At 72.5% G+C, this 18019-nt stretch carries 19 protein-coding genes; 13 read left to right on the forward strand and 6 right to left on the reverse strand.

The annotated features are described in order from the left end of the window. Nucleotides 1-134: 134 nt before the first annotated feature. The 3 genes from ACPU2J_RS21985 to ACPU2J_RS21995 form a co-directional block, all read right to left on the reverse strand. Entirely contained in the window at nt 135-1370 is a 1236-nt protein-coding gene (locus tag ACPU2J_RS21985; protein WP_423834993.1) for a helix-turn-helix domain-containing protein, read from the reverse strand. 260 nt (nt 1371-1630) lie between these two features. Then, nucleotides 1631-2017, reverse strand: a complete 387-nt coding sequence (locus tag ACPU2J_RS21990; protein WP_423833859.1) for a CPCC family cysteine-rich protein — start codon at nt 2015-2017, stop codon at nt 1631-1633. Between the two features lie 264 nt (nt 2018-2281). After that, complete coding sequence (locus ACPU2J_RS21995; RefSeq protein WP_423833860.1) at nt 2282-2863, reverse strand: Uma2 family endonuclease; 582 nt, start codon at nt 2861-2863, stop codon at nt 2282-2284. 148 nt (nt 2864-3011) lie between these two features. On the opposite strand from ACPU2J_RS21995, the gene ACPU2J_RS22000 reads away from it, so the two are divergent. The 3 genes from ACPU2J_RS22000 to ACPU2J_RS22010 are packed head-to-tail and all read left to right on the forward strand — an operon-like array spanning nt 3012 to nt 4768. After that, the gene (locus tag ACPU2J_RS22000; RefSeq protein ID WP_361590517.1) at nt 3012-3656 is read left to right on the forward strand and encodes an HdeD family acid-resistance protein; all 645 of its coding nucleotides are present in this window, start codon (nt 3012-3014) and stop codon (nt 3654-3656) included. 54 nt (nt 3657-3710) lie between these two features. Next, on the forward strand, nt 3711-4127 hold the full coding sequence (locus ACPU2J_RS22005; RefSeq protein WP_423833861.1) for a PadR family transcriptional regulator: 417 nt from the start codon (nt 3711-3713) through the stop codon (nt 4125-4127). Continuing rightward, nucleotides 4124-4768, forward strand: a complete 645-nt coding sequence (locus ACPU2J_RS22010; protein ID WP_423833862.1) for a hypothetical protein — start codon at nt 4124-4126, stop codon at nt 4766-4768. The genes ACPU2J_RS22005 and ACPU2J_RS22010 overlap by 4 nt, the downstream gene beginning before the upstream one ends. A gap of 31 nt (nt 4769-4799) precedes the next feature. Here ACPU2J_RS22010 and ACPU2J_RS22015 read toward each other — a convergent pair whose 3' ends face one another. After that, nucleotides 4800-5939, reverse strand: a complete 1140-nt coding sequence (locus ACPU2J_RS22015) for an SMP-30/gluconolactonase/LRE family protein (protein WP_423833863.1) — start codon at nt 5937-5939, stop codon at nt 4800-4802. Between the two features lie 78 nt (nt 5940-6017). On the opposite strand from ACPU2J_RS22015, the gene ACPU2J_RS22020 reads away from it, so the two are divergent. The 4 genes from ACPU2J_RS22020 (at nt 6018) to ACPU2J_RS22035 (ending at nt 10122) form a co-directional block, all read left to right on the forward strand. Continuing rightward, nucleotides 6018-6455 carry a MarR family winged helix-turn-helix transcriptional regulator gene (locus ACPU2J_RS22020; RefSeq protein ID WP_399310319.1) on the forward strand — a complete coding sequence of 146 codons (438 nt, stop codon included), beginning with the start codon at nt 6018-6020 and terminating at the stop codon, nt 6453-6455. Between the two features lie 296 nt (nt 6456-6751). After that, entirely contained in the window at nt 6752-8083 is a 1332-nt protein-coding gene (locus ACPU2J_RS22025; RefSeq protein WP_423833864.1) for an alpha/beta hydrolase-fold protein, read from the forward strand. 162 nt (nt 8084-8245) lie between these two features. Next, nucleotides 8246-9334 (forward strand): alpha/beta hydrolase, encoded by a 1089-nt coding sequence (locus ACPU2J_RS22030; protein WP_420079718.1) that lies wholly within the window; start codon nt 8246-8248, stop codon nt 9332-9334. Beyond that, entirely contained in the window at nt 9331-10122 is a 792-nt protein-coding gene (locus tag ACPU2J_RS22035; protein ID WP_420079717.1) for a trypsin-like serine peptidase, read from the forward strand. The genes ACPU2J_RS22030 and ACPU2J_RS22035 overlap by 4 nt, the downstream gene beginning before the upstream one ends. 75 nt (nt 10123-10197) lie before the next feature. On the opposite strand, the gene ACPU2J_RS22040 is transcribed toward ACPU2J_RS22035, so the two are convergent. Continuing rightward, complete coding sequence (locus ACPU2J_RS22040) at nt 10198-11028, reverse strand: isocitrate lyase/PEP mutase family protein (protein WP_420079716.1); 831 nt, start codon at nt 11026-11028, stop codon at nt 10198-10200. A 104-nt stretch (nt 11029-11132) separates the two neighbouring features. Next, nucleotides 11133-12251 (reverse strand): threonine synthase, encoded by a 1119-nt coding sequence (locus ACPU2J_RS22045; protein WP_420079715.1) that lies wholly within the window; start codon nt 12249-12251, stop codon nt 11133-11135. A 196-nt stretch (nt 12252-12447) separates the two neighbouring features. On the opposite strand from ACPU2J_RS22045, the gene ACPU2J_RS22050 reads away from it, so the two are divergent. From ACPU2J_RS22050 to ACPU2J_RS22075, 6 genes are all read left to right on the forward strand, one after another. After that, nucleotides 12448-14019, forward strand: coding sequence for a S8 family peptidase (locus ACPU2J_RS22050; protein ID WP_420079714.1), 1572 nt, complete (start codon nt 12448-12450; stop codon nt 14017-14019). A gap of 157 nt (nt 14020-14176) precedes the next feature. Beyond that, on the forward strand, nt 14177-15370 hold the full coding sequence (locus ACPU2J_RS22055) for a DUF4190 domain-containing protein (RefSeq protein ID WP_420079713.1): 1194 nt from the start codon (nt 14177-14179) through the stop codon (nt 15368-15370). Between the two features lie 137 nt (nt 15371-15507). After that, nucleotides 15508-16260, forward strand: a complete 753-nt coding sequence (locus tag ACPU2J_RS22060; RefSeq protein WP_420079712.1) for a GntR family transcriptional regulator — start codon at nt 15508-15510, stop codon at nt 16258-16260. Nucleotides 16261-16668: 408 nt separating this feature from the next. Beyond that, nucleotides 16669-16854: an SPOR domain-containing protein gene (locus tag ACPU2J_RS22065; RefSeq protein WP_361590483.1), complete on the forward strand. Its 186-nt coding sequence runs from the start codon at nt 16669-16671 to the stop codon at nt 16852-16854. Nucleotides 16855-16893: 39 nt separating this feature from the next. Then, a complete protein-coding gene (locus tag ACPU2J_RS22070) occupies nt 16894-17301 on the forward strand; it encodes a (deoxy)nucleoside triphosphate pyrophosphohydrolase (protein ID WP_365069759.1) in 408 nt (135 codons plus the stop codon). Between the two features lie 156 nt (nt 17302-17457). Beyond that, on the forward strand, nt 17458-17916 hold the full coding sequence (locus ACPU2J_RS22075) for an ATP-binding protein (RefSeq protein ID WP_420082365.1): 459 nt from the start codon (nt 17458-17460) through the stop codon (nt 17914-17916). Nucleotides 17917-18019: the final 103 nt, after the last annotated feature.

The following is an 18019-nucleotide window of genomic DNA, read 5'->3' on the forward strand; positions in this document are numbered from 1 at the left end:
CTCGCGAGCAGCCGAAGCTGCCGAGCGTGTGACACGGCGCCTTCCGGCTGACGGGTGTCGGCGATTCCGCGGGAGTCGTGGGTGGGCGGTGTTTCCCGCCGGGCGGTCCGGCGAGCCGGCGTTGTGGTGCGGGCTCAGTCAGGTGCGGGGGCGAGCGCCCGGGCCAGCGCCGGTTGCAGATCCCGTACGGTCGGGCTGCTCTGGAACCGGGACAGTTCCCGTGCCAGTCGGCGGACATCGCTGTTCACCGTGGCCGAGGGCACGGCCGGCATCACGGTCAGGAGTTCCCCGGCAACCGAACAGGCGTGCTCGACCTCCCCGGAGGCGGCGAGAGCCAGGGCCCTGCGGAAGCCGTACCGGGTGCGGGTGCGCAGTGCCTGCGCCGGAAGGCGTCGGCACTCACGGTCGAGCGCTTCTGCGGCGGCCCCCGGACGGCCGAGGTCGTACAGGCACCAACCGGTGGTCATCGCCGCAGGATCGCTCACGTGGGTGGTGCCGATCACGGGCTCGGTGCCACTGTGCGCGCCGTCGCTGTCGAGCAGTTCGCGTGCCCTTTCGAGGCTGCTGAGGCACGCGTGCTCGTCGCCTGCGAGTGCGTGACCCTGTGCTTCCCGCTGGGCCGCGAGTCCGCGGATGCGGGGTGGAAGTCCGCTGCCCTGAGCCCTGCGGGCAAGGGTGATGGTGGCCGCGGCGTCCCCGTCGTAAAGGGTGACCAGGGCGCGTCGCACGAGCGCGTAGGAGCTGAGGTGGGGATCGCCCCCGGCGTGGGCCAACTGGACGGCCTCACCCGTCCAGCCGAGCGCAGTGTTGCTGTCCCCGGCTTCCTGCGCCATCCAGCCGGTGAACTCGGCGAATCGCGAAGCGAGCAGGAGTGCGGCAGCCCGAGTGGCGGACGGGGCGTCGGAAGCCAGGCTGACGACCATGCGTGTCTGGGTCTGGAGCAGCGGGAGCAGGACGCCGGGTGCGGTGGACTGGCCGAGCTTCCGGAGCAGGTCGAACTGAGCGCGGAAGGAAGGGAGAAGAGGATCGGATGCGGGGTGCGACGGGCCACCCAGACTCAGGCCGATGTCGATCAGTGCCCCCGCGCCTGCCGCGAGGACTTCCCGGCGCCCGACGAGCCAGGGGCTCGACGTGGCGTCGGCTTCGGAGCCGGCATCGGGGCGGACGGCCAGGCGCTGCAATTCACCGTTGGCGCCGAGGAAGGCGTCACATCGCCGGGCCAGGTCGAGCGAAGCGGACCGCTCTCCGCGTTCGACCTTGCTCAGGTGTCCCTTGTCGTAGTTGAGCGCTGCGGAGAACTCGGTCAGAGTCAGCCCCGCTTCCTGTCGTAAGCGGCGAAGTTGCGGGCCAAAACCTAAAGGTGTGCTCATCATCAACCTCCCCCTGGGCGGTTGCCGTGGAGGAGATGCGCCCCCGTGCATGGCTTCCGCTCGATGTTCGTCGGTCGATGCGAAGTCCGGCGGTGACCAGCCGTGATGGCCGTTCCCGCCGCGCATCCGAGATCGAGTCTGGCACGCGGCGCGCCGCGGGGATCGGCGTTCGGCGGCGTTGCCCGTTGCCTCTTCCGCCTACGTGTAGGACTCGCCGGACTCGCCGTCGAGCTGCTGGACGAGTCTCTCGATGTGGGTGGTCATGACGCCGTACGGTCTCGGCGCCAGAAGGTGGGGAGCCACCAGCAGAGCACCGAGCGGTCGTCGGGCCACGGGGCGCGGTCCTCGGCCTGCCCGTCCTCGAAGGAGTCGCGGGTCAGGTCGATGGGGCGCCAGGCGGGGTCGAGCGGCTCGTCCTCGGCCGGCGGGCGGACGTGCCGCCGGCCGTGCGGGTCGCAGGCGCCGAACTCCTGGTAGTTGCGCTGGGCCTCGATCAGGGAGACCTTGTTCGCGCCGCCGTCCATGGTCGGCCAGCGGAACTGGATCCCGTCGTCCTCCCAGAAGCAGACGGGGCAGATCTCGTACGAGCCGGGCATCGCGTCCAGCACGCGGTGCCCGCAGCAGGGACAGGGGCAGGAGTCGCTCACCTGCGCAGTCTCGTTGCCGGTACTGCCGGTGCGCCACGGGTTTCTCGGCCTCGGGGGCACGGGCAGTCCGCAGCCAGTCCGCCGGACGCCCGTGAACGGTCGTCGGGAGTCAACGCATGTCACCGAGGAAGTCCCAGGGTCTGCGCTCACGTGCCGTGCGCCGGTGTTCCCGCAGGGCGTCCTCGTCGCGGATGGACCGTGTGCGCGGGGGCTGTGTCGTACGGTCGCCCTCGTTCCCTCCGCAGAGGGTGATCGGTGCTGCCTTCAGCCGCTGCGGGGCGGTGTGAGGGTGTCGAGGTCCAGGGTGATCTCGAAGGGCACCGGGCGGTGGAGGGTGCTGCGGAAGATTCCGGCGGGCGCGTAGGCGCCGGTGGGTTCGTCCAGCTCGTAGACGTGGACGACCGGCGCCCCGTCCTCGTCCTCGATGCACCAGTAGTGCGGGATGCCCGCCTCCGCGTGCTTGCGGAGTTTCACGGTGCGGTCGCGGTGGGCGGACTCGGGGGAAACTGCCTCCACGACGAGGTGCACGTCTTCCGGGGCGTACCAGGTGCGGTCCGGGTCGTAGGGCAGGTTCGTCAGCAGGAGGTCCGGCTCCGGGCGGTTGCGTGCATCGAGACGGATCGTCATCTTCCGCTCGACCTCGAAGCCGGCCGGCACCTGCGCCATGAGCGTGGTGGTCAGGGCGGTGACGAGGCGGCCGTCCCAGGACCTCTGGGGGGACATCATGAAGACGAGGGCTCCGTCGATCAGCTCGGTGTGCCGGGGGGCCTCGGGGAGGTGGTCGAGGTCCTCCGCGAACCAGCCCTCCGCGCGCGGCGGGCGCATCCAGTCGGGCAGTGCGGTCATGGGTCAACCCTAGCGATCGCAGCCGTCACGCGGGGTGGTCGTGCTGCCTGGGGTGCGGTCGCTCGCGCCCGCGGAAGGCCGGGGCGTGGGAATCGGCCTAAAGTGGGGCGCAAGGGAATAGCCGTTCGTTCGGCCCCCGGGAGGCGTGATGACCGTACGTCCCGACGCGGCGGCGCAGCACCGGCACAGTGACCCCGAGGCCGAGCTGAAGCAGCTCGGGAGTTCGTGGCACTGGGCGCTCGGAGTCGCCCTCGCGACCTTGATCCCCGGCATTCTGGTGCTCGTCTGGCCCGACGAGACGCTGCACATCCTGGCCGTCATCATCGGCCTGCAGCTGCTCGTGGCCGGCGGCTTCCGGTTCGTCTCGGCGTTCTCGCACGGCAACGAGGCCGGCGGCAGTCGGCTGGCGGGGGTGCTGATCGCGATCCTCGCCTTCCTCGCCGGCGTCCTCGTGCTGCGGCATCCGATGCAGACCATCGGTGCGCTGTCGCTGATCGTCGGGGTGTTCTGGCTCCTGACCGGCCTGCTCACCGTGTACGTCGCGATCGCCGACCACGCGCTCGTGCACCGCGGGATGCTCGTCGGCCTCGGTGCGCTCGGCACCGTCGCGGGGATCGTCGTGCTGTGCTTCCCCGTGGACTCCGCCGTGGCCCTGACCCGGCTGCTGGGTCTGTGGCTGGTGCTGCTCGGTGTGGCCGAGGTGGTGATGGCGTTCATGCTGCGGTCCGCCGTCCGCCGGCTCGCGGCGGAGGTTCCGCCCGCGCCCCCGGCTCCTCCCGTGTCCCCGGTGTGAGGCGGGCGCCCATTGCCTTGCGGCGCAAGGTAGTCACTGACTATCTTGTGCCGCATGACAAAGGATGCGGGCGCGACCGGTGATCAACGGCGCAGCCAGCTCCTGCGCGGAGTGCTCGACCTGTGCCTGCTGGCACTGATCGCCGAACGGCCCCGGTACGGCTTCGAGTTCGCCGAGGCCCTCGCCGCCGGCGGACTGGAGCTCGTCAGCGACGGCAGCATCTACCCGCTGCTCGCGCGGATGGAACGGGCCGGGCTCGTGTCCTCCTACCGGGCCCCGTCCCCGAGCGGGGGCGCCCCGCGCAAGTACTACCGCCTGACCGGGGCGGGACACGCCGAACTGAACGGGGGGCGGGCCGACTGGCGCGCCTTCGCCGGGCCGGTGGACCGCATCCTGACCGGCGCGACGGACGCCGGACGGGGTGCGCGGACCGCGCAGGACCCGGCCGACACGGGGGAGAAGACGCCTTGACCGAAAACGCCTCGGCCGAAGACACCATGACCGACGAGCGGATACTCGCGACCTGCCGCACCAACTGGGAGTACCGCGGCGTCGACGACGCCTCCGTACGGGAGATGCTCGACGAGCTCTCCGCCCACCTGGAGGACGCGCGGGCGGCAGGACGCACCGGGCGGGACGTCGTCGGCGGTGACGTCCGCGCCTTCGCCGCCGCGTGGGCGCGGGCCCGGGCGCCGCTCCCGCGCCGGGTGCTGCGCTCCGCGTCCCTCGCGTGCTTCCTGGCCGGCTGTGTCCTGCTGTTCCCCTACCTGACCCGGTGGACCACCCGGCTGGACGTGGCCCCCGGGAACCTCGCCTTCTGGGCGGCCCTCGCCACCGTCAGCGTGGTCTGGGGTCTGCGCCGCGGCCGCCTCGGCATCCGCCTGAGCTGGGCCTTCGCCTTCGCCGTCGGGCTCCCCGTGGCCATCGCCGCCGACCTGCTGTTCGGTGAGGCGCCGCTGTTCACGCTGCCGTTGTGGGTGCCGCCGCTCCTGCTGCTGCCGGGACTGCCCTACGCCGTCGCCGACGCGCGGGCCAGGAGGCGGGGCGCCGAGCAGGCCGGCCTCGGAGCCGAGGCCGACGGTCACACCGGTACCGGCTCCCGCGCGGTGTGACCCGCGAGCCCAGGGGAGCGCGGGCCCGCCCTCAGAGGCCGCTCACCGCGGCCACCGTGAAGACGCCGGGTGTGCCCGGAGTGCCCGGGCCGGTGTCCATCGGGCCGCCCTTGTCGAACTGCGAGCGCACCACCAGGGTCCGACCCGGTGTGTGCGCGAGGGTCGTGGGGATCTGCAGGGACGGGTCGGTGACCGTGCGCACCAGCCGCGCGCGGGTGCCGTCCGCGGAGACCTGCCAGCGCGTCAGCGTGTTGGTGGTGTTGTGCGCGACCCGCAGGCTGCCGTCGGGGGCCAGGTCCAGGCCGTCGGCGGCCTTCATGTCCCCGCCGGTGAGCGCGACCCGGCGGACGGCGCCGCTGCGCAGGTCCACCCGGTAGAGGTCGCCCTCCGTCATGTCGACGGTGAGCAGGTAGCGGCCCGTACGGTCCGAGGTGATCCCGTTGAGGCTGAAACCGCCGGCCGGGCGGGGGCGCAGGGCCGGGGTGAGGTCGTGGGCCACGGTCAGGACGCCGCCGCCCGCCGCCAGCTGCCGCGGCGTCACCCGGTAGAGCACCCCGCGGACGCTGTCCGTCAGGTACGCGGTGCCGTCCGGGGTGAGGGTGAGGTCGTTGACGAAGCGGGCGGGCGCTCCGGCGGCCACCTCGAAGTGGGCCAGGCGGGTCCCCGTCGCGGTGTCGTAGACCGCCACGCCGGTGGTGGAGTCCGTCACCCACAGGCGGCCGAGGGCGTCGACGCGCAGGCCGTTCGCCGTGCGGCGGCCGTCGGTGCCCGAGGGCAGGAACACCTCGGCCTCGGCGCGGCCGGGCCGGGCCCGGTAGACGGTCCCGTCCGCGTACGAGCCGACGTACACCGCGCGCGTCCGGGGGTCCACGGCGATGCCCTCCGGGTAGACCCGCGCGCCGGGTAGGGCGAAGGCCGTGCCGATGCGTACGCGCGAGGCCTCTGCGGCCTGCGCTGCCTTCGCGGCCTGCGCGTTTGCTGCGGCCGGTGCGTGGGCGTGGGCGGGGGCCGCGCCGAGACTCAGGGATCCGGCCAGGAGCAGGGCCAGGGTGCCCGCGGCCACTCCGGTCGAGCGTGCCGGTGTCCTCCGGCTCCGCGAGCCGCCCGGGCCCTGCGGACCCTTGAGGCCCTTCAGACCCGTGGTGGTGCCGTCGGTGTTGTCGCGCTTCATCGGATGTCCTCTACTGATCGACTGAGGGCGAATGTAGATTAGAGCTCTAATGCATGCAAGGGTCGTAGGATGCCGTCCATGACCTCCATGGCCCCCGAGGAGCGCATCGGCTCTCACCTCAAGCGCGCCGAGCAAGCCCTCCTCGCGGCGAAGAACGCGGCCTGCAAGCCGGCGGCAGTAACGGTTCCGCAGTACGCCGCCCTGCTCTGGCTGGCGGAGAAGCCGGGGATCTCGGCCGCCGCGCTCGCCCGCCTGTGCGGGGTGACGGCGCCGACCATGAACACCGTCCTGAAGAACCTCCAGGAGCGCGGCCTCATCGAGCGGACCCCGCACGAGTGGCACCGCAACGTCCTGGAGACCCGGCTCACCGACGAGGGCCGCGCGGCCATGGAGCTCGCGGACGAGGGTGCGGTGCGGGTGGAGCGCGCCCTCGCCGCCGCGTTCACCCCGCAGGAGCGGGAGCTGCTCGTCGGGCTGCTCGGGCGCTGCGCGGAGGTCCTCGACACCCAGCGCTGATGCGCCCCGGACCCGCCCGGCGCGGTGCGCGTTCCGTTCTCTGCTCGAATTTGGAACTGTGCGGGGGATTTGCGCATCAGGACTAGGGGGGTGCCTTGTCGATCGGGCCGGATCGGGGAGTGGGGTCCGGTGCGTGGATCGTGAGGCGGACGAGGGAGGCGGCGCGGAGCGTCGCCGACCGAGGACGGCGCGGTGCGGTACCGGGGCCCGCGGGTCCGGCGCGACCGGCGAGGCACCCCCAGGGATGCCCAGCCGTTCTGCCCCCGGGGCAGTCAAGACCGTTCGGAGCGAAGTCCGTGCACCAGTACCCGCAGCGCCCGCGGCCTGATGACCAGTCGTCGTACGAGGAGTACCCGTCCCAGGGCCGGGGTGGTGCCCACCAGGACCCGCAGCCGTACGGGCAGCCGCACGGCGGCTCGTACGAGCAGCCGTCGTACCCGCCGCAGCAGGGCGGCGGGCCGCACCCGCACCCGTACGAGCAGCAGGGACGGCCGGAGCAGCGCGGATACGACGAGGGCGGTCCGCGGTACCGCTACAGCGAGGAGCCTCCCGGCGGGTCCGAGCGGCCGGGGCGGTCCCGGCGCCGAATATGGATCGCCGCGGTGGTGGCCCTCGCGGTCCTGCTGGGCGGCGGCGGTTTCGCCGCGTGGAAGCTCGACTGGTTCTCCGGCAACGGCGAGGCCGTGACCTTCGGCAAGAACCCGCCCCCGGCCGCCGCGAAGCCGGACGCCGGCGGCGCCTCGGCCGGCGCCACGCCGAGCGGGGACCCGGACGTGCTCATGCCGACCGGACCGAAGTCCGACTTCAAGCAGACCACCAAGCTCGACGACGGCACGATCATCGCCAAGACCCGCGTCACCGGCGCGAAGTCCGGTTTCGAGGGCGACGTGTGGGTGTGGGCCCCGAAGGAGTACGACGACCCGAAGTACGCCAAGAGCGGCTTCCCGGTCCTGATCGCCCTCCCCGGCGGCAACGGCTTCCCCGCGAACTACTGGTCCGACCGCAGCCTCGGCCTCCAGAAGGCCATCAGCGAGGGGGTCGGCGCCGGTACCAGCCTGCCGTTCATCGTGATCATGCCGGTGCTCAACCCGGACAACAAGTACTACTACGACGGCTCCGACATCCCCGGCCAGGCCAAGATGGGCACCTGGATCGCCGAGGACGTCCCGGCCTTCACCAAGGCCAACTTCCGTACGTACAAGTCCCGTGACGGCTGGGCCTTCATGGGCTCCTCCTCCGGCGCCTTCGTCGGCATGAAGACGGTTCTCCAGCACCCGGACAAGTTCAAGGCCGTCATCGCCAGCGGTGGCGAGATCGTCCCGGACTCCCCGCTGTGGAAGGGCCGCCAGGCGGAGATGGACGCGAACAACCCGGAGAAGCTCGCCCAGAAGCTGATCGACACCAAGGGTCCGGAGGTCTACATCAACTTCCAGGTCGGGACCAAGGAGAGCGGCAAGGACCGCATGGTGAAGTTCCAGCAGCAGTACGGCAAGGGTCCCGTCAAGACGACCATCCGCGACATCCAGAACGGCGAGCACAACGGCTGGCACTACGTCCGGGGCATGAAGGAAGGCTCCCTGGAGTGGATCAGCAAGGTCCTGAAGGCCCCGAAGCCCGAAGCGGGCTGACCCCGGCCCCGGCGCGCCCCCCCCGCGCGTGGCGCGCGCCACGTCACGGCCGTCCCAGGCAACCCGTAGCGTCGTTCATACCTCTGTAATGGGTGTAAGGGGGGACCGATCGGTCCGGCCCGCGCCCCTGGGTGGGCGCCGGAGAAGGAACGGGACACAACCGTGCAGCATGACCAGCAAGGCGACGGCAGCCCCATGACCGAGGGCGGCCGTCGCCCCCACCGCCTGCGCCTGCTTCTGATCGGCGGCGGTCTCGCGCTCGCCCTCGCCGGGGGCGGCGCGGCCTACACATTCGGCCTCTTCTCGGACATAGGGGATCCGGTCTCCTTCGGGAAGGTGCAGGACAAGCAGGCGAAGCCCGCCGCGGCCACCGAGGTCCTGCCGGAGGTGCTCATGCCCACCGGCCCGGCGGCCTCGTTCGTGCGCACCAGCCGGCTGCCCGACGGCACCCAGATCGGCAAGGCCACCCTCACCGGCAAGAAGTCCGGGTTCACGGGTGACGTGTGGGTGTGGGTGCCCAAGGAGTACGACGACCCGAGGTACGCCCGGAGCGGCTTCCCGGTCCTGATCTCGCTGCCCGGCGGGCGCGGCTACCCCACGAACTACTGGGGGACGGGCCCCGGCCTCGGCCTCCAGCAGGCGGTCGCCGACGGGGCCAGGTCGGGCAAGAGCCTGCCCTTCATCCTGATCATGCCGGTGACCAACGCGGACACCAAGCACCACTTCGACGGCTCCGACATCCCCGGGCAGCCCAAGATGGGCACCTGGATGGCCGATGACGTACCGGATTTCGCGAAGGCCAATTTCCGCACCTTCACCTCCCGCGACGGGTGGGCCTTCATGGGGTCCTCGGCGGGCGGGTTCAACGGCTTCAAGCAGCTCCTGAAGTACCCCGACCGCTTCAAGGCGGCCATCGCGAGCGGCACCGACATCGTCCCCGACTCCCCGCTGTGGAACGGGAACACGCAGGCCATGGACGCGAACAACCCGGAGAAGCTCGCCCAGAAGCTGATCGACACCAAGGGCCCCGAGGTCTACATCAACTTCCAGATCGGGACCAAGGAGACCGGCCGCGAGCAGGCCGAGAAGTTCATGAAGGAGTACGGCAAGGGCCCCGTGCACACCTCGCTCCAGGTGATCCAGGATGGTGAGCACAACGGAAAGTCCTACGTGCGCGGCATGAGGGAGGGCTCCCTGGAGTGGATCAGCAAGGTGATGAAGGCACCGACACCCGATCCCGGCGTGCGATGAGCACGGTGGTGAAGGGGGCGTCGGCCGCTGCCGCCGCGGGGGTCGTGGCGGTGTTCGCCGTGACCTTCCTCAAGGCGCCCGGCGAGCGGCCGACGCTCCCCTTCCCCACCGTCGGCGTCCTCATGGCGGGCGGCGAGCACTGGTGCACGGCGAGCGTCGTCGACAGCCCTCGGGGCAACGTCGTCGCCACCGCCGCGCACTGCGTGGCGCCCGCGGGGGAGGACGGGGCGCCGGGCGAGGTGGCCCACGACGGCCTGGCCATCGGTGAGCTCTCCTTCGCCCCGGCCTTCTCGGGCGAGGGCAGGGGCACCCAGCCGCTGGGGGTGTGGAAGGTGAGCTCGATCCACGTCGACGACCGCTGGACGAAGTGGGGCGAGGACACGGCCGACTTCGCCTTCCTCACCATCGAGCCGGACGAGGACGGGCGAAGCGTCCAGGAGGCTGTGGGTGGCAGCGCCGAGGCCCCGCAGCCCGAATGGACCTCCGGCTACGACCGGGACGTGACCGTCGTCGGCTATCCGGAGTCCGACCACAACCCGCAGAACAAGCCCGTCTCCTGCACGACGCAGACCCGCCACGACGAGGACGACCCCGACATGCTCTACATGAGCTGCGCCGGCTTCTGGACGGGGACCAGCGGGAGCCCCTGGATCGCCGACCGCGGCGGAGCGCAGCCCGCCGGCCGGCTCATCGGCGTGCTCAGCGGCGGGGACACCGACGTGGACTCCACGGCGGCGCTGTTCGACGAGCGGGCGAAGGCCCTCTACGAGCGGGCGGCGCGGGGCTGACCCCGCCCACCGCCCGGGCGCGGGGGCCGACGCCGCGCCACCGGCAGCACCCGTCGCCCCGCGCGGCAGCCGTCCCTACCGGCCGTCCCGGTCCTTGAGCAGGGCGTTGATCTCGCCGTAGGGGAGGGACTGCGCGAGCGCGCCGTACGTACCGGTCGCGGCCAGCTCCTCGGAGGCGCGGCGGACCACGGCGTACGCGGCCTCCGCGACCCAGGAGCCGAGGCTGACCCGGGAGACCCCGAGGGCGCCGAGGGCGGCGACGGACGGGGCGTCGGGCCCCAGGAGGATGTTGAGCGGGGCGTCGATGCCCTTGGCCAGCTCTGCGACGGTGGAGGGGTCGAGGACGCCGGGCACGAAGATGCCGGTGGCCCCGGCGCGGAGGTAGGCGGCGGCCCGGGAGAGGGTCTCGTCGAGCCGGTCCGCGGGGTCGCCGAGGCCCTTGAGGTAGGTGTCGACCCGGGCGTTGACGTAGAGGGGCACCCCGGCCGCGTCGGCCGCGGCGCGCGCCGCGGCGAGCCGTTCGATCTGCTCGGCGGGTTCTCGGAGGCCGTCCTCGATGTTGATTCCGACCGCGCCGGCGGCGACGACCCCGGCGACGGTCTCCCCGACGGCGGCCGGATCGGCGCCGAAGCCGCCCTCGATGTCGGCGGTGACGGGGACGGAGACGGCCGCGGTCACCCGGGCGATCAGGTCGAGCGCCCGGTCGCGGGCGAGGGCGTCGCCGTCGGGGGAGCCCAGCGACCAGGCGACACCGGCGCTGGTCGTCGCGACGGCCGGGGCGCCGCTCGCCTCGACGATACGGGCGCCGGCGACGTCCCAGGCGTTGGCGAGGGCGAGGGGGGCGGAGGGGGTGTGCAGGTCCGCGAACGCGGTTGCCCTGGCGACGAGTTCGGAGTGCGAGGTCATGGGGCCAGTTGATCAGACGGGTCGGGCCCGGTCTCGCGGTTTTGCGACAGGGAAGCGGGCCGTCCGCCGGCCCGCCCCCACCCCGAAGCCCCCCGCCCCCGGCGTCAGGGTGCCGCCGCCAGGCCCGTCTTCGCGCCCGCCCCGCACAGCGGGACCACCGCCGTTCGGCCCTGCAGGGGATCGTCCGGGGCGTCGGGTCCGACCGCCGCCCAGCAGGCCGCCGCCGTCGGTTCCACGAAGAGGCCGCGGCGGGCCAGGTCCCGCTGGGCCTCGCGCAGCCGCGAGTCCGGGACCGTCAGGAAGGTGCCGCCCGAGGCGCGGACCGCGGCCAGGATCTGCCGGGCGCGCGGCGGCGCCGGGATCGCGATGCCCTCGGCCAGGGTCGGGCGCTGCTCCACCGGCGCGGCGTCCTGCGCACCCGCGGCGAAGGCCTGCGCCAGCGGGGCCACCGCCTCGGACTGCACGGCGATCAGCGCGGGCGGCCTGACCCCCCGCCGGGCCAGCTCCTCCACGGCCAGCGCGGCCCCGAGCAGCAGGGTGCCGTTGCCCACCGGCACCACCAGCGCCTCCGGCAGCCGCCGGCCCATCTCCTCCCACACCTCGTACACGTAGGTCTTCGTCCCGTGGAGGAAGTACGGGTTGAAGACGTGGCTCGCGTAGAAGACCCCGGGCGCGTCCGCCTCCGTACGGGCGGCCTTCGCGGCCGCCTCGCGGCCGCCCGGGACCACCCGTACGACCGCCCCGTGCGCCCGCATCTGCTCGGTCTTCTTCGCCGAGGTGCCCTCCGGCACGAAGACCTCGCAGGCCAGTCCGGCGCGGGCGCAGTACGCGGCCACGGAGGTCCCGGCGTTGCCGCTGCTGTCCGCGACCACCCGCTCAGGGGCGAGCCGCCGGGCCAGTTCGGCGAGCATCACGGCCCCCCGGTCCTTGAAGGACAGCGTCGGCATGAGGAAGTCCAGCTTGGCGTGGATGCGGTCGGTCAGCGGCACCAGCGGGGTGTGGCCCTCGGCGAGCGACACGGAGAAGGCCCCCGGCAGCGGCAGCACGGACCCGTAGCGCCACAGGGAGTTCGGCCCGGCCGACGGCTCCAGCACCGCGTCCGGGTCCGGTGTGAAATCGAGGTCCCAGGGGCCGCCGCAGAGGGGGCACCCCCAGGGCGCGGTCCGGACGTCCGCGCGTGTACCGTCCTCTGAGCAGACGTAACCGGGGGGTGCGTGAGTCATGTGCGAGCACCTTTGTTCGATCATGGGCGGTGTGTGGCTCGGATGCTACGCGTCCGGTGTCCCCTCGTGGGTCGTGCCGAGGGGTGGGTCAACCTTTCGGAGGCGGCAGCCTGTTGGGCCGTCTGCGTTGTCATGGCCACGTTTTTGCGGATCCGTCACACCCCTCGCAGCGCACCACTAGGAGGAGTACCGTCACATGCCCGTGATGCGTCACACCCGCCGGAAGATCGCCGGCATCAGCGCGACCGCGGTCGCGGCCCTCACGCTCGGCTCGGCCGCCGCACTGCCCGCCTCCGCCGCCGACACCGGCGCCCGCGGAGTGATCCAGAACGCCGGCGCCCCCGGGTCCGTGCCGAACAGCTACATCGTGACCCTGAAGTCCTCCGCCGCGCTCTCGACCGCCACCAGCGGCAAGACCGTCGCGAAGCGCTACGGTGCGCAGATCGACCGGACCTACAGCGCCGCGCTCAACGGGTACTCCGTCAAGGTGTCCGAGGCGCAGGCCAAGAAGCTCGCGGCCGACCCGGCGGTGGAGTCCGTGGTGCAGAACCGCACCTTCTCCGTCAGCGCCTCCCAGCCGAACCCGCCGTCCTGGGGGCTGGACCGCGTCGACCAGCGGGCGCTGCCGCTGAACAAGGGCTACGCGTACCCGGACAAGGCGGGCGAGGGCGTCACCGCCTACGTCCTCGACACCGGTGTCCGCATCAGCCACCAGGACTTCGGGGGCCGTGCCTCCTACGGCTACGACGCCATCGACAACGACTTCACGGCGCAGGACGGCCACGGCCACGGCACGCACGTCGCCGGCACCGTCGGCGGCACCGCCTACGGCGTGGCCAAGAAGGCGAAGATCGTCGGCGTGCGCGTCCTCGACAACGAGGGCTACGGCACGACCGCCCAGGTCGTCGCGGGCATCGACTGGGTGACCCGCAACGCCGTCAAGCCGGCCGTCGCCAACATGTCGCTCGGCGGCGGCGCGGACTCCGCGCTCGACGCAGCCGTCCGCAACTCCATAGCCTCCGGCATCACCTACGCCGTGGCCGCGGGCAACGAGTCGGCCAACGCCTCCACCAAGTCCCCTGCGCGCGTCACCGAGGCCATCACCGTCGGCGCCACCAACAGCGCGGACGGCCGGGCGGGCTACTCCAACTACGGATCCGCGCTGGACCTCTTCGCGCCGGGCTCCTCCATCACCTCGGCGTGGAACACCGGCGACTACGCCACCAACACCATCGACGGCACCTCCATGGCCACGCCGCACGTCGCGGGGGCGGCCGCCGTCTACCTCTCGCAGAACCCGGCCAGCACCCCGGCCCAGGTGGGTACGGCCCTGATCGGCTCCTCCACGCCGAACCTGGTCACCGGCGGCGGCACCGGTTCCCCGAACCGCCTGCTCCACGTCACGGCCCAGGGCCCCGTCCCGCCCGGCAAGCGGTTCGACAACACGGCGGACGTCACGATCAACGACAACGCCACGGTGGAGTCGCCGATCACCGTCAGCGGTGTCGTCGGCAACGCCCCGGCGACGCTGAAGGTCCCCGTCGACATCAAGCACAGCTACATCGGCGACCTCCGGGTCGACCTGGTGGCGCCCGACGGCACGGTCTACAACCTGCACAACCGGGCCAACGGCGGCGACGTCAACATCGTCCGGACCTTCACGGTCAACGCCGCGGCCGAGACCGCGAACGGCGTCTGGAAGCTCCGCGTGAACGACTACGCCGCCGGGGACTCCGGCAAGATCGACTCCTGGGCCCTGCAGTTCTGACGGGCGTTGGCGGCGGACCCTGAGCGGTCCGCGGGACGAAGTGCGGGGGCGACCGAAGCGACGGTCGCCCCCGCTGCGTACTATTCGCGCATTCGTTCGCGCCCTTCGTGGTGCCGCCGTGATGCCCTCGACGCCCTCTGCGATGGAGTCCGATCCCGTGAGCACCCCGCCGAGCCCCCCTCCCGGAGACGGCCCCTCCTGGCCTCCGCCGCAGCCCCCGTACGCGGGCCGGGGCCCGCAGCCCGGCTGGGCGCCGCCCGGCCTCGCGCCCCAGCCGCCGCCGCTGAACGGCTTCGCGCTCGCCTCGCTGCTGGTCGGCCTGCTGTGCTTCCCGCCGCTCGGGATCGTCTTCGGCATCGTGGCCCTCGTGCAGACGGCAGGGAAGCGCCAGGCGGGGCGGGTCCTCGCGATCGTCGGACTGGTGGTGTCGGTGGTGATGACCGGCGTGCTCGTCCTCACCGTCGACCGGGCCGTCTCGGCGGTCGTCAGGGAGTTCGAGGGGCTGGGCGAACTCCCCGAGCTGGAGGTCGACGGCGTCCTCACCGACATGGACGCCCTGCGGGCGGGCGACTGCTTCAACGTGCCCGGCGGGGAGCTCTTCGACGAGCGGCCCCTGACCTACAAGGTGGACTGCTCCCAGGTGCACCACGGGGAGGTCACCGCCTCCCGCACGGCGGGCGCGCCCGACACCTCCCTGATGGGCGGGGCCGACCGCGCCGCGGAGGACGCGTGCTGGAAGGCGCAGGACGAGTACGCGATGGACACCTGGGCCCTGCCCGAGTACGCGGAGATGTTCTACTACGCGCCCTCCGCCGAATCCTGGAGCGAGGGGGACCGGCTGCTGCTCTGCGTGATCGGCACGACCGAGGAGGAGTGGAGCGGGAGCCTGCGGCAGGACGCCGGCATGCTCAAGCCCGGGCAGGCCGCTTTCCTCCGGGCCGCCAACGCGGTGGAGTTCGTGATGAGCCGGCCCCCGGAGGAGGACGTCGCGGACGCGCTGGGGAAGTACCAGGCGTGGGCGCGGGAGGTGAACGCGGCGCTGGGCGAGGAGGCGACGGTGCTGCAGCAGGAGGCCTCCCGCCCGGACGCGGTCCCGGCCGTCGCGGTGCAGCTGAAGGCCGTGGAGGCTGCGCGCGCGGAGTGGCAGGCGGCCGCCCGGGCGCGGACGGCCGCGGATTTCGACCGCCAGTGGGACCGGGCCCTGCGCGCGCTGTCGGTGGAGACGGAGAAGGCGTTCCGCGGCGCGTTCGGCCTGTCGACCCAGGTGCCGCCGTGGCTGGAGGAGCCGGGGGAGGGGACCCAGACGCCGTCCCACAAGCCCGGCCGGGAGCCCGCGTCCGCGTCGGTGTGACGTCCTGCGGATAACGCGCCGTCATGGGTTTGAGTGACCTGGCTTCATCACTTCGGGTGAAACTCTGGCCCTTGCTTGCGGTCTACAACCGTCGGTTGCCAGGGTGTGGCTGTCTGTCAACCTGATGGGAGTGGCCAGTGACTTTCGGTGAGCAGCCGGCCTATCTGCGCGTGGCCGGGGATCTTCGACGGAAGATCGTCGACGGTTCTCTGCCCCCGCACGCCCGGCTCCCCTCCCAGGCCCGCATCCGCGAGGAGTACGGGGTCTCCGACACCGTGGCCCTGGAGGCGCGCAAGGTCCTCATGGCGGAGGGGCTCGTCGAGGGCCGTTCCGGATCCGGCACGTACGTGCGCGAGCAGCCGGTGCCGCGGCGCGTCGCCCGCTCCGGCTACCGCGCGGGCGGTGCCTCGACGCCGTTCCGGCAGGAGCAGGCGGACGCGGCGGCCCGGGGCACCTGGGAGTCGAACAGCGAGCAGACCGGGGCGCCCGCGGAGATCGCCGAGCGGCTCGGCATCGAGCCGGGCGACCGCGTCATGCGGACGCGGTACGTCTTCCGGGACGCCGGCGAGGTGATGATGCTGTCCACCTCGTGGGAGCCGCTCGCCCTGACCGGCCGGACCCCCGTGATGCTGCCGGAGGAAGGGCCGCTGGGCGGCTCGGGGGTCGTCGACCGGATGGCCGCGATCGACGTCGTCGTCGACAACGTGGTGGAGGAGGTCGGGGCGCGGCCCGGCCTCGCGGAGGAGATCCTCCTGCTCGGCGGGGTCCCGGGGCACGTCGTCCTGGTGATCGGCCGCACCTACTTCGCCTCCGGCCGGGCCGTCGAGACGGCCGACGTGGTGGTCCCCGCGGACCGCTACCGCCTCGCCTACCACCTCCCGGTGCGGTAGCCGACCCGGCGGGTTTCGGCGCGATCGTGAGTCTCCCGGTCACCGCCTTCCCCGCCCTTTTCGGGCCGTCCGGCCCCTGAGTCGCCCTCCGGGGCGGTCTCGCGGTGGCCGGACCCCGTCCTTCACCCGGGCCCGTGGAGTGCCCGGACGACCGGTTCCCCCGAAAGCTACCTGCGGGTATTCCCCGGGCGCGTGAGCGCGGAGGGCAGGCGGGAGGCCGTCCCGAGGCCGTTCGCGCCCGGTTCCGCACCGGCGCGCGCGGCGCACTCGTACGCGTGGCCGGATGCGTACGCCTGCCAGGTATCTCTTCGTGAAAAACCGTATCCGCTCCGTAAAGGTCGGGCGTAAGCTCGGGCATATGCGCAATGCGGTTTCCCGGGCAGATACGTCGGCGGAGGGTGAAACGCGATGAACGACAGCGGTGCCCTGCTCCCGTGGCTGGTCATACGTCAGGACGACAACGGCAACCGCTACCGGGTGGGCCGGTACCCCACCCGGGCCGAGGCCCAGAAGGTCGCCGACAGCCTCGACGACCGAGGCCACAAGCAGCTCTACTGGGTCGAGCGGATCGGCCAGACCGCCACGATGAACTGAGACGGGCGGCGCCCCACGGCGCTGGCATAGGCTCCGCCCATGACGGTACGCGTGGTCGTGGGCGGAGCCCTTTGTCATCAGGGGCGCCTGCTCGCCGCCCGCCGCAGCGCCCCGCCGGCGCTCGCCGGACGCTGGGAGCTGCCGGGAGGAAAGGCGGAGCCCGGCGAATCCGTCCCCGAGGCGCTCGTGCGCGAACTGCGCGAGGAGCTCGGGGTGGAGAGCGAGCCGCTGGAGCGGATCCCGGGTGAGTGGCCGCTGGCGCCCGGCCTCGTCCTGCACGTGTGGACCGCCCGGCTGCTGTCCGGGGAGCCCGCGCCGCTGGAGGACCACGACGAACTGCGCTGGCTCGCGCCGGAGGAACTGGATTCGGTGGACTGGCTCGACCAGGACCGGCCCGCCGTCGCCGAGGCGGGACGCCGGCTGCGCGCGGAGCGCGGGAGCGGGTGACACCCCCTCCGGGGAGTAGGCCGTCCGCGCCACCGGGCGCGGTGAGGGACGATCGGGTGGTACGACGCCCCGAATATCGGGTATGTCGCTATTAATCCGTATCTCGCCCCTTTTCGTCCTCGACGAACGTACTTGGGGTCGCTGCCGGCCCGGGAAGTGATCGGCGTGATCGACACAGACGGCGAACGCGCCGAGTGGGCCTTCCCCGCCGAACCCGGTTCCGTCCGTACCGCACGCCACGCCGTGCGCGGCACCCTGCGCGAATGGGGCCTGGACGCCGTGGGCGACGTGACCGTCCTGCTGGTCAGCGAGCTCGTCACCAACTCGCTGCGCTACGCCTCCGGCCCCATCGGCGTCCGGCTGATGCGGCTGGATCCGGCCGCCGGCCGCAGCGCCGACCACCCCGGTCATCCCGGTCACCCCGCGGACGGCCCCGCCCTGCTCGTGGAGATCTCCGATCCGCTTCCGGATCCGCCCCGTGAGCGGGTCGCGCACCCCGACGACGAGGGGGGCCGCGGACTGCACCTGGTGGCCGCGTCCTCGCAGCGTTGGGGAACACGCCACGGGAAAACAGGGAAGACTGTGTGGTTCGAGTTGGCTCTTCCTGGTGAGTAACAAGAAGAGCGGTGGCGCGGGAACCCCCGCGGGCGCCTCCCGGCCGCGGCCGGGAAGGGGGTCCGGGGCGATCGCGTGACATGGCTCGAAATCATCGAGACCG

Source organism: Streptomyces manipurensis (assembly GCF_049570255.1).
Lineage (GTDB): Bacteria > Actinomycetota > Actinomycetes > Streptomycetales > Streptomycetaceae > Streptomyces > Streptomyces manipurensis.

Coding starts and splice junctions, on each gene's coding strand:
- ACPU2J_RS21985 (WP_423834993.1), bottom strand. CDS start 1,370: ATGAGCACACCTTTAGGTTTTGGCCCGCAACTTCGCCGCTTACGACAG.
- ACPU2J_RS21995 (WP_423833860.1), bottom strand. CDS start 2,863: ATGACCGCACTGCCCGACTGGATGCGCCCGCCGCGCGCGGAGGGCTGG.
- ACPU2J_RS22000 (WP_361590517.1), top strand. CDS start 3,012: ATGACCGTACGTCCCGACGCGGCGGCGCAGCACCGGCACAGTGACCCC.
- ACPU2J_RS22005 (WP_423833861.1), top strand. CDS start 3,711: ATGACAAAGGATGCGGGCGCGACCGGTGATCAACGGCGCAGCCAGCTC.
- ACPU2J_RS22015 (WP_423833863.1), bottom strand. CDS start 5,939: ATGAAGCGCGACAACACCGACGGCACCACCACGGGTCTGAAGGGCCTC.
- ACPU2J_RS22020 (WP_399310319.1), top strand. CDS start 6,018: ATGACCTCCATGGCCCCCGAGGAGCGCATCGGCTCTCACCTCAAGCGC.
- ACPU2J_RS22035 (WP_420079717.1), top strand. CDS start 9,331: ATGAGCACGGTGGTGAAGGGGGCGTCGGCCGCTGCCGCCGCGGGGGTC.
- ACPU2J_RS22040 (WP_420079716.1), bottom strand. CDS start 11,028: ATGACCTCGCACTCCGAACTCGTCGCCAGGGCAACCGCGTTCGCGGAC.
- ACPU2J_RS22045 (WP_420079715.1), bottom strand. CDS start 12,251: ATGACTCACGCACCCCCCGGTTACGTCTGCTCAGAGGACGGTACACGC.
- ACPU2J_RS22050 (WP_420079714.1), top strand. CDS start 12,448: ATGCCCGTGATGCGTCACACCCGCCGGAAGATCGCCGGCATCAGCGCG.
- ACPU2J_RS22065 (WP_361590483.1), top strand. CDS start 16,669: ATGAACGACAGCGGTGCCCTGCTCCCGTGGCTGGTCATACGTCAGGAC.
- ACPU2J_RS22070 (WP_365069759.1), top strand. CDS start 16,894: ATGACGGTACGCGTGGTCGTGGGCGGAGCCCTTTGTCATCAGGGGCGC.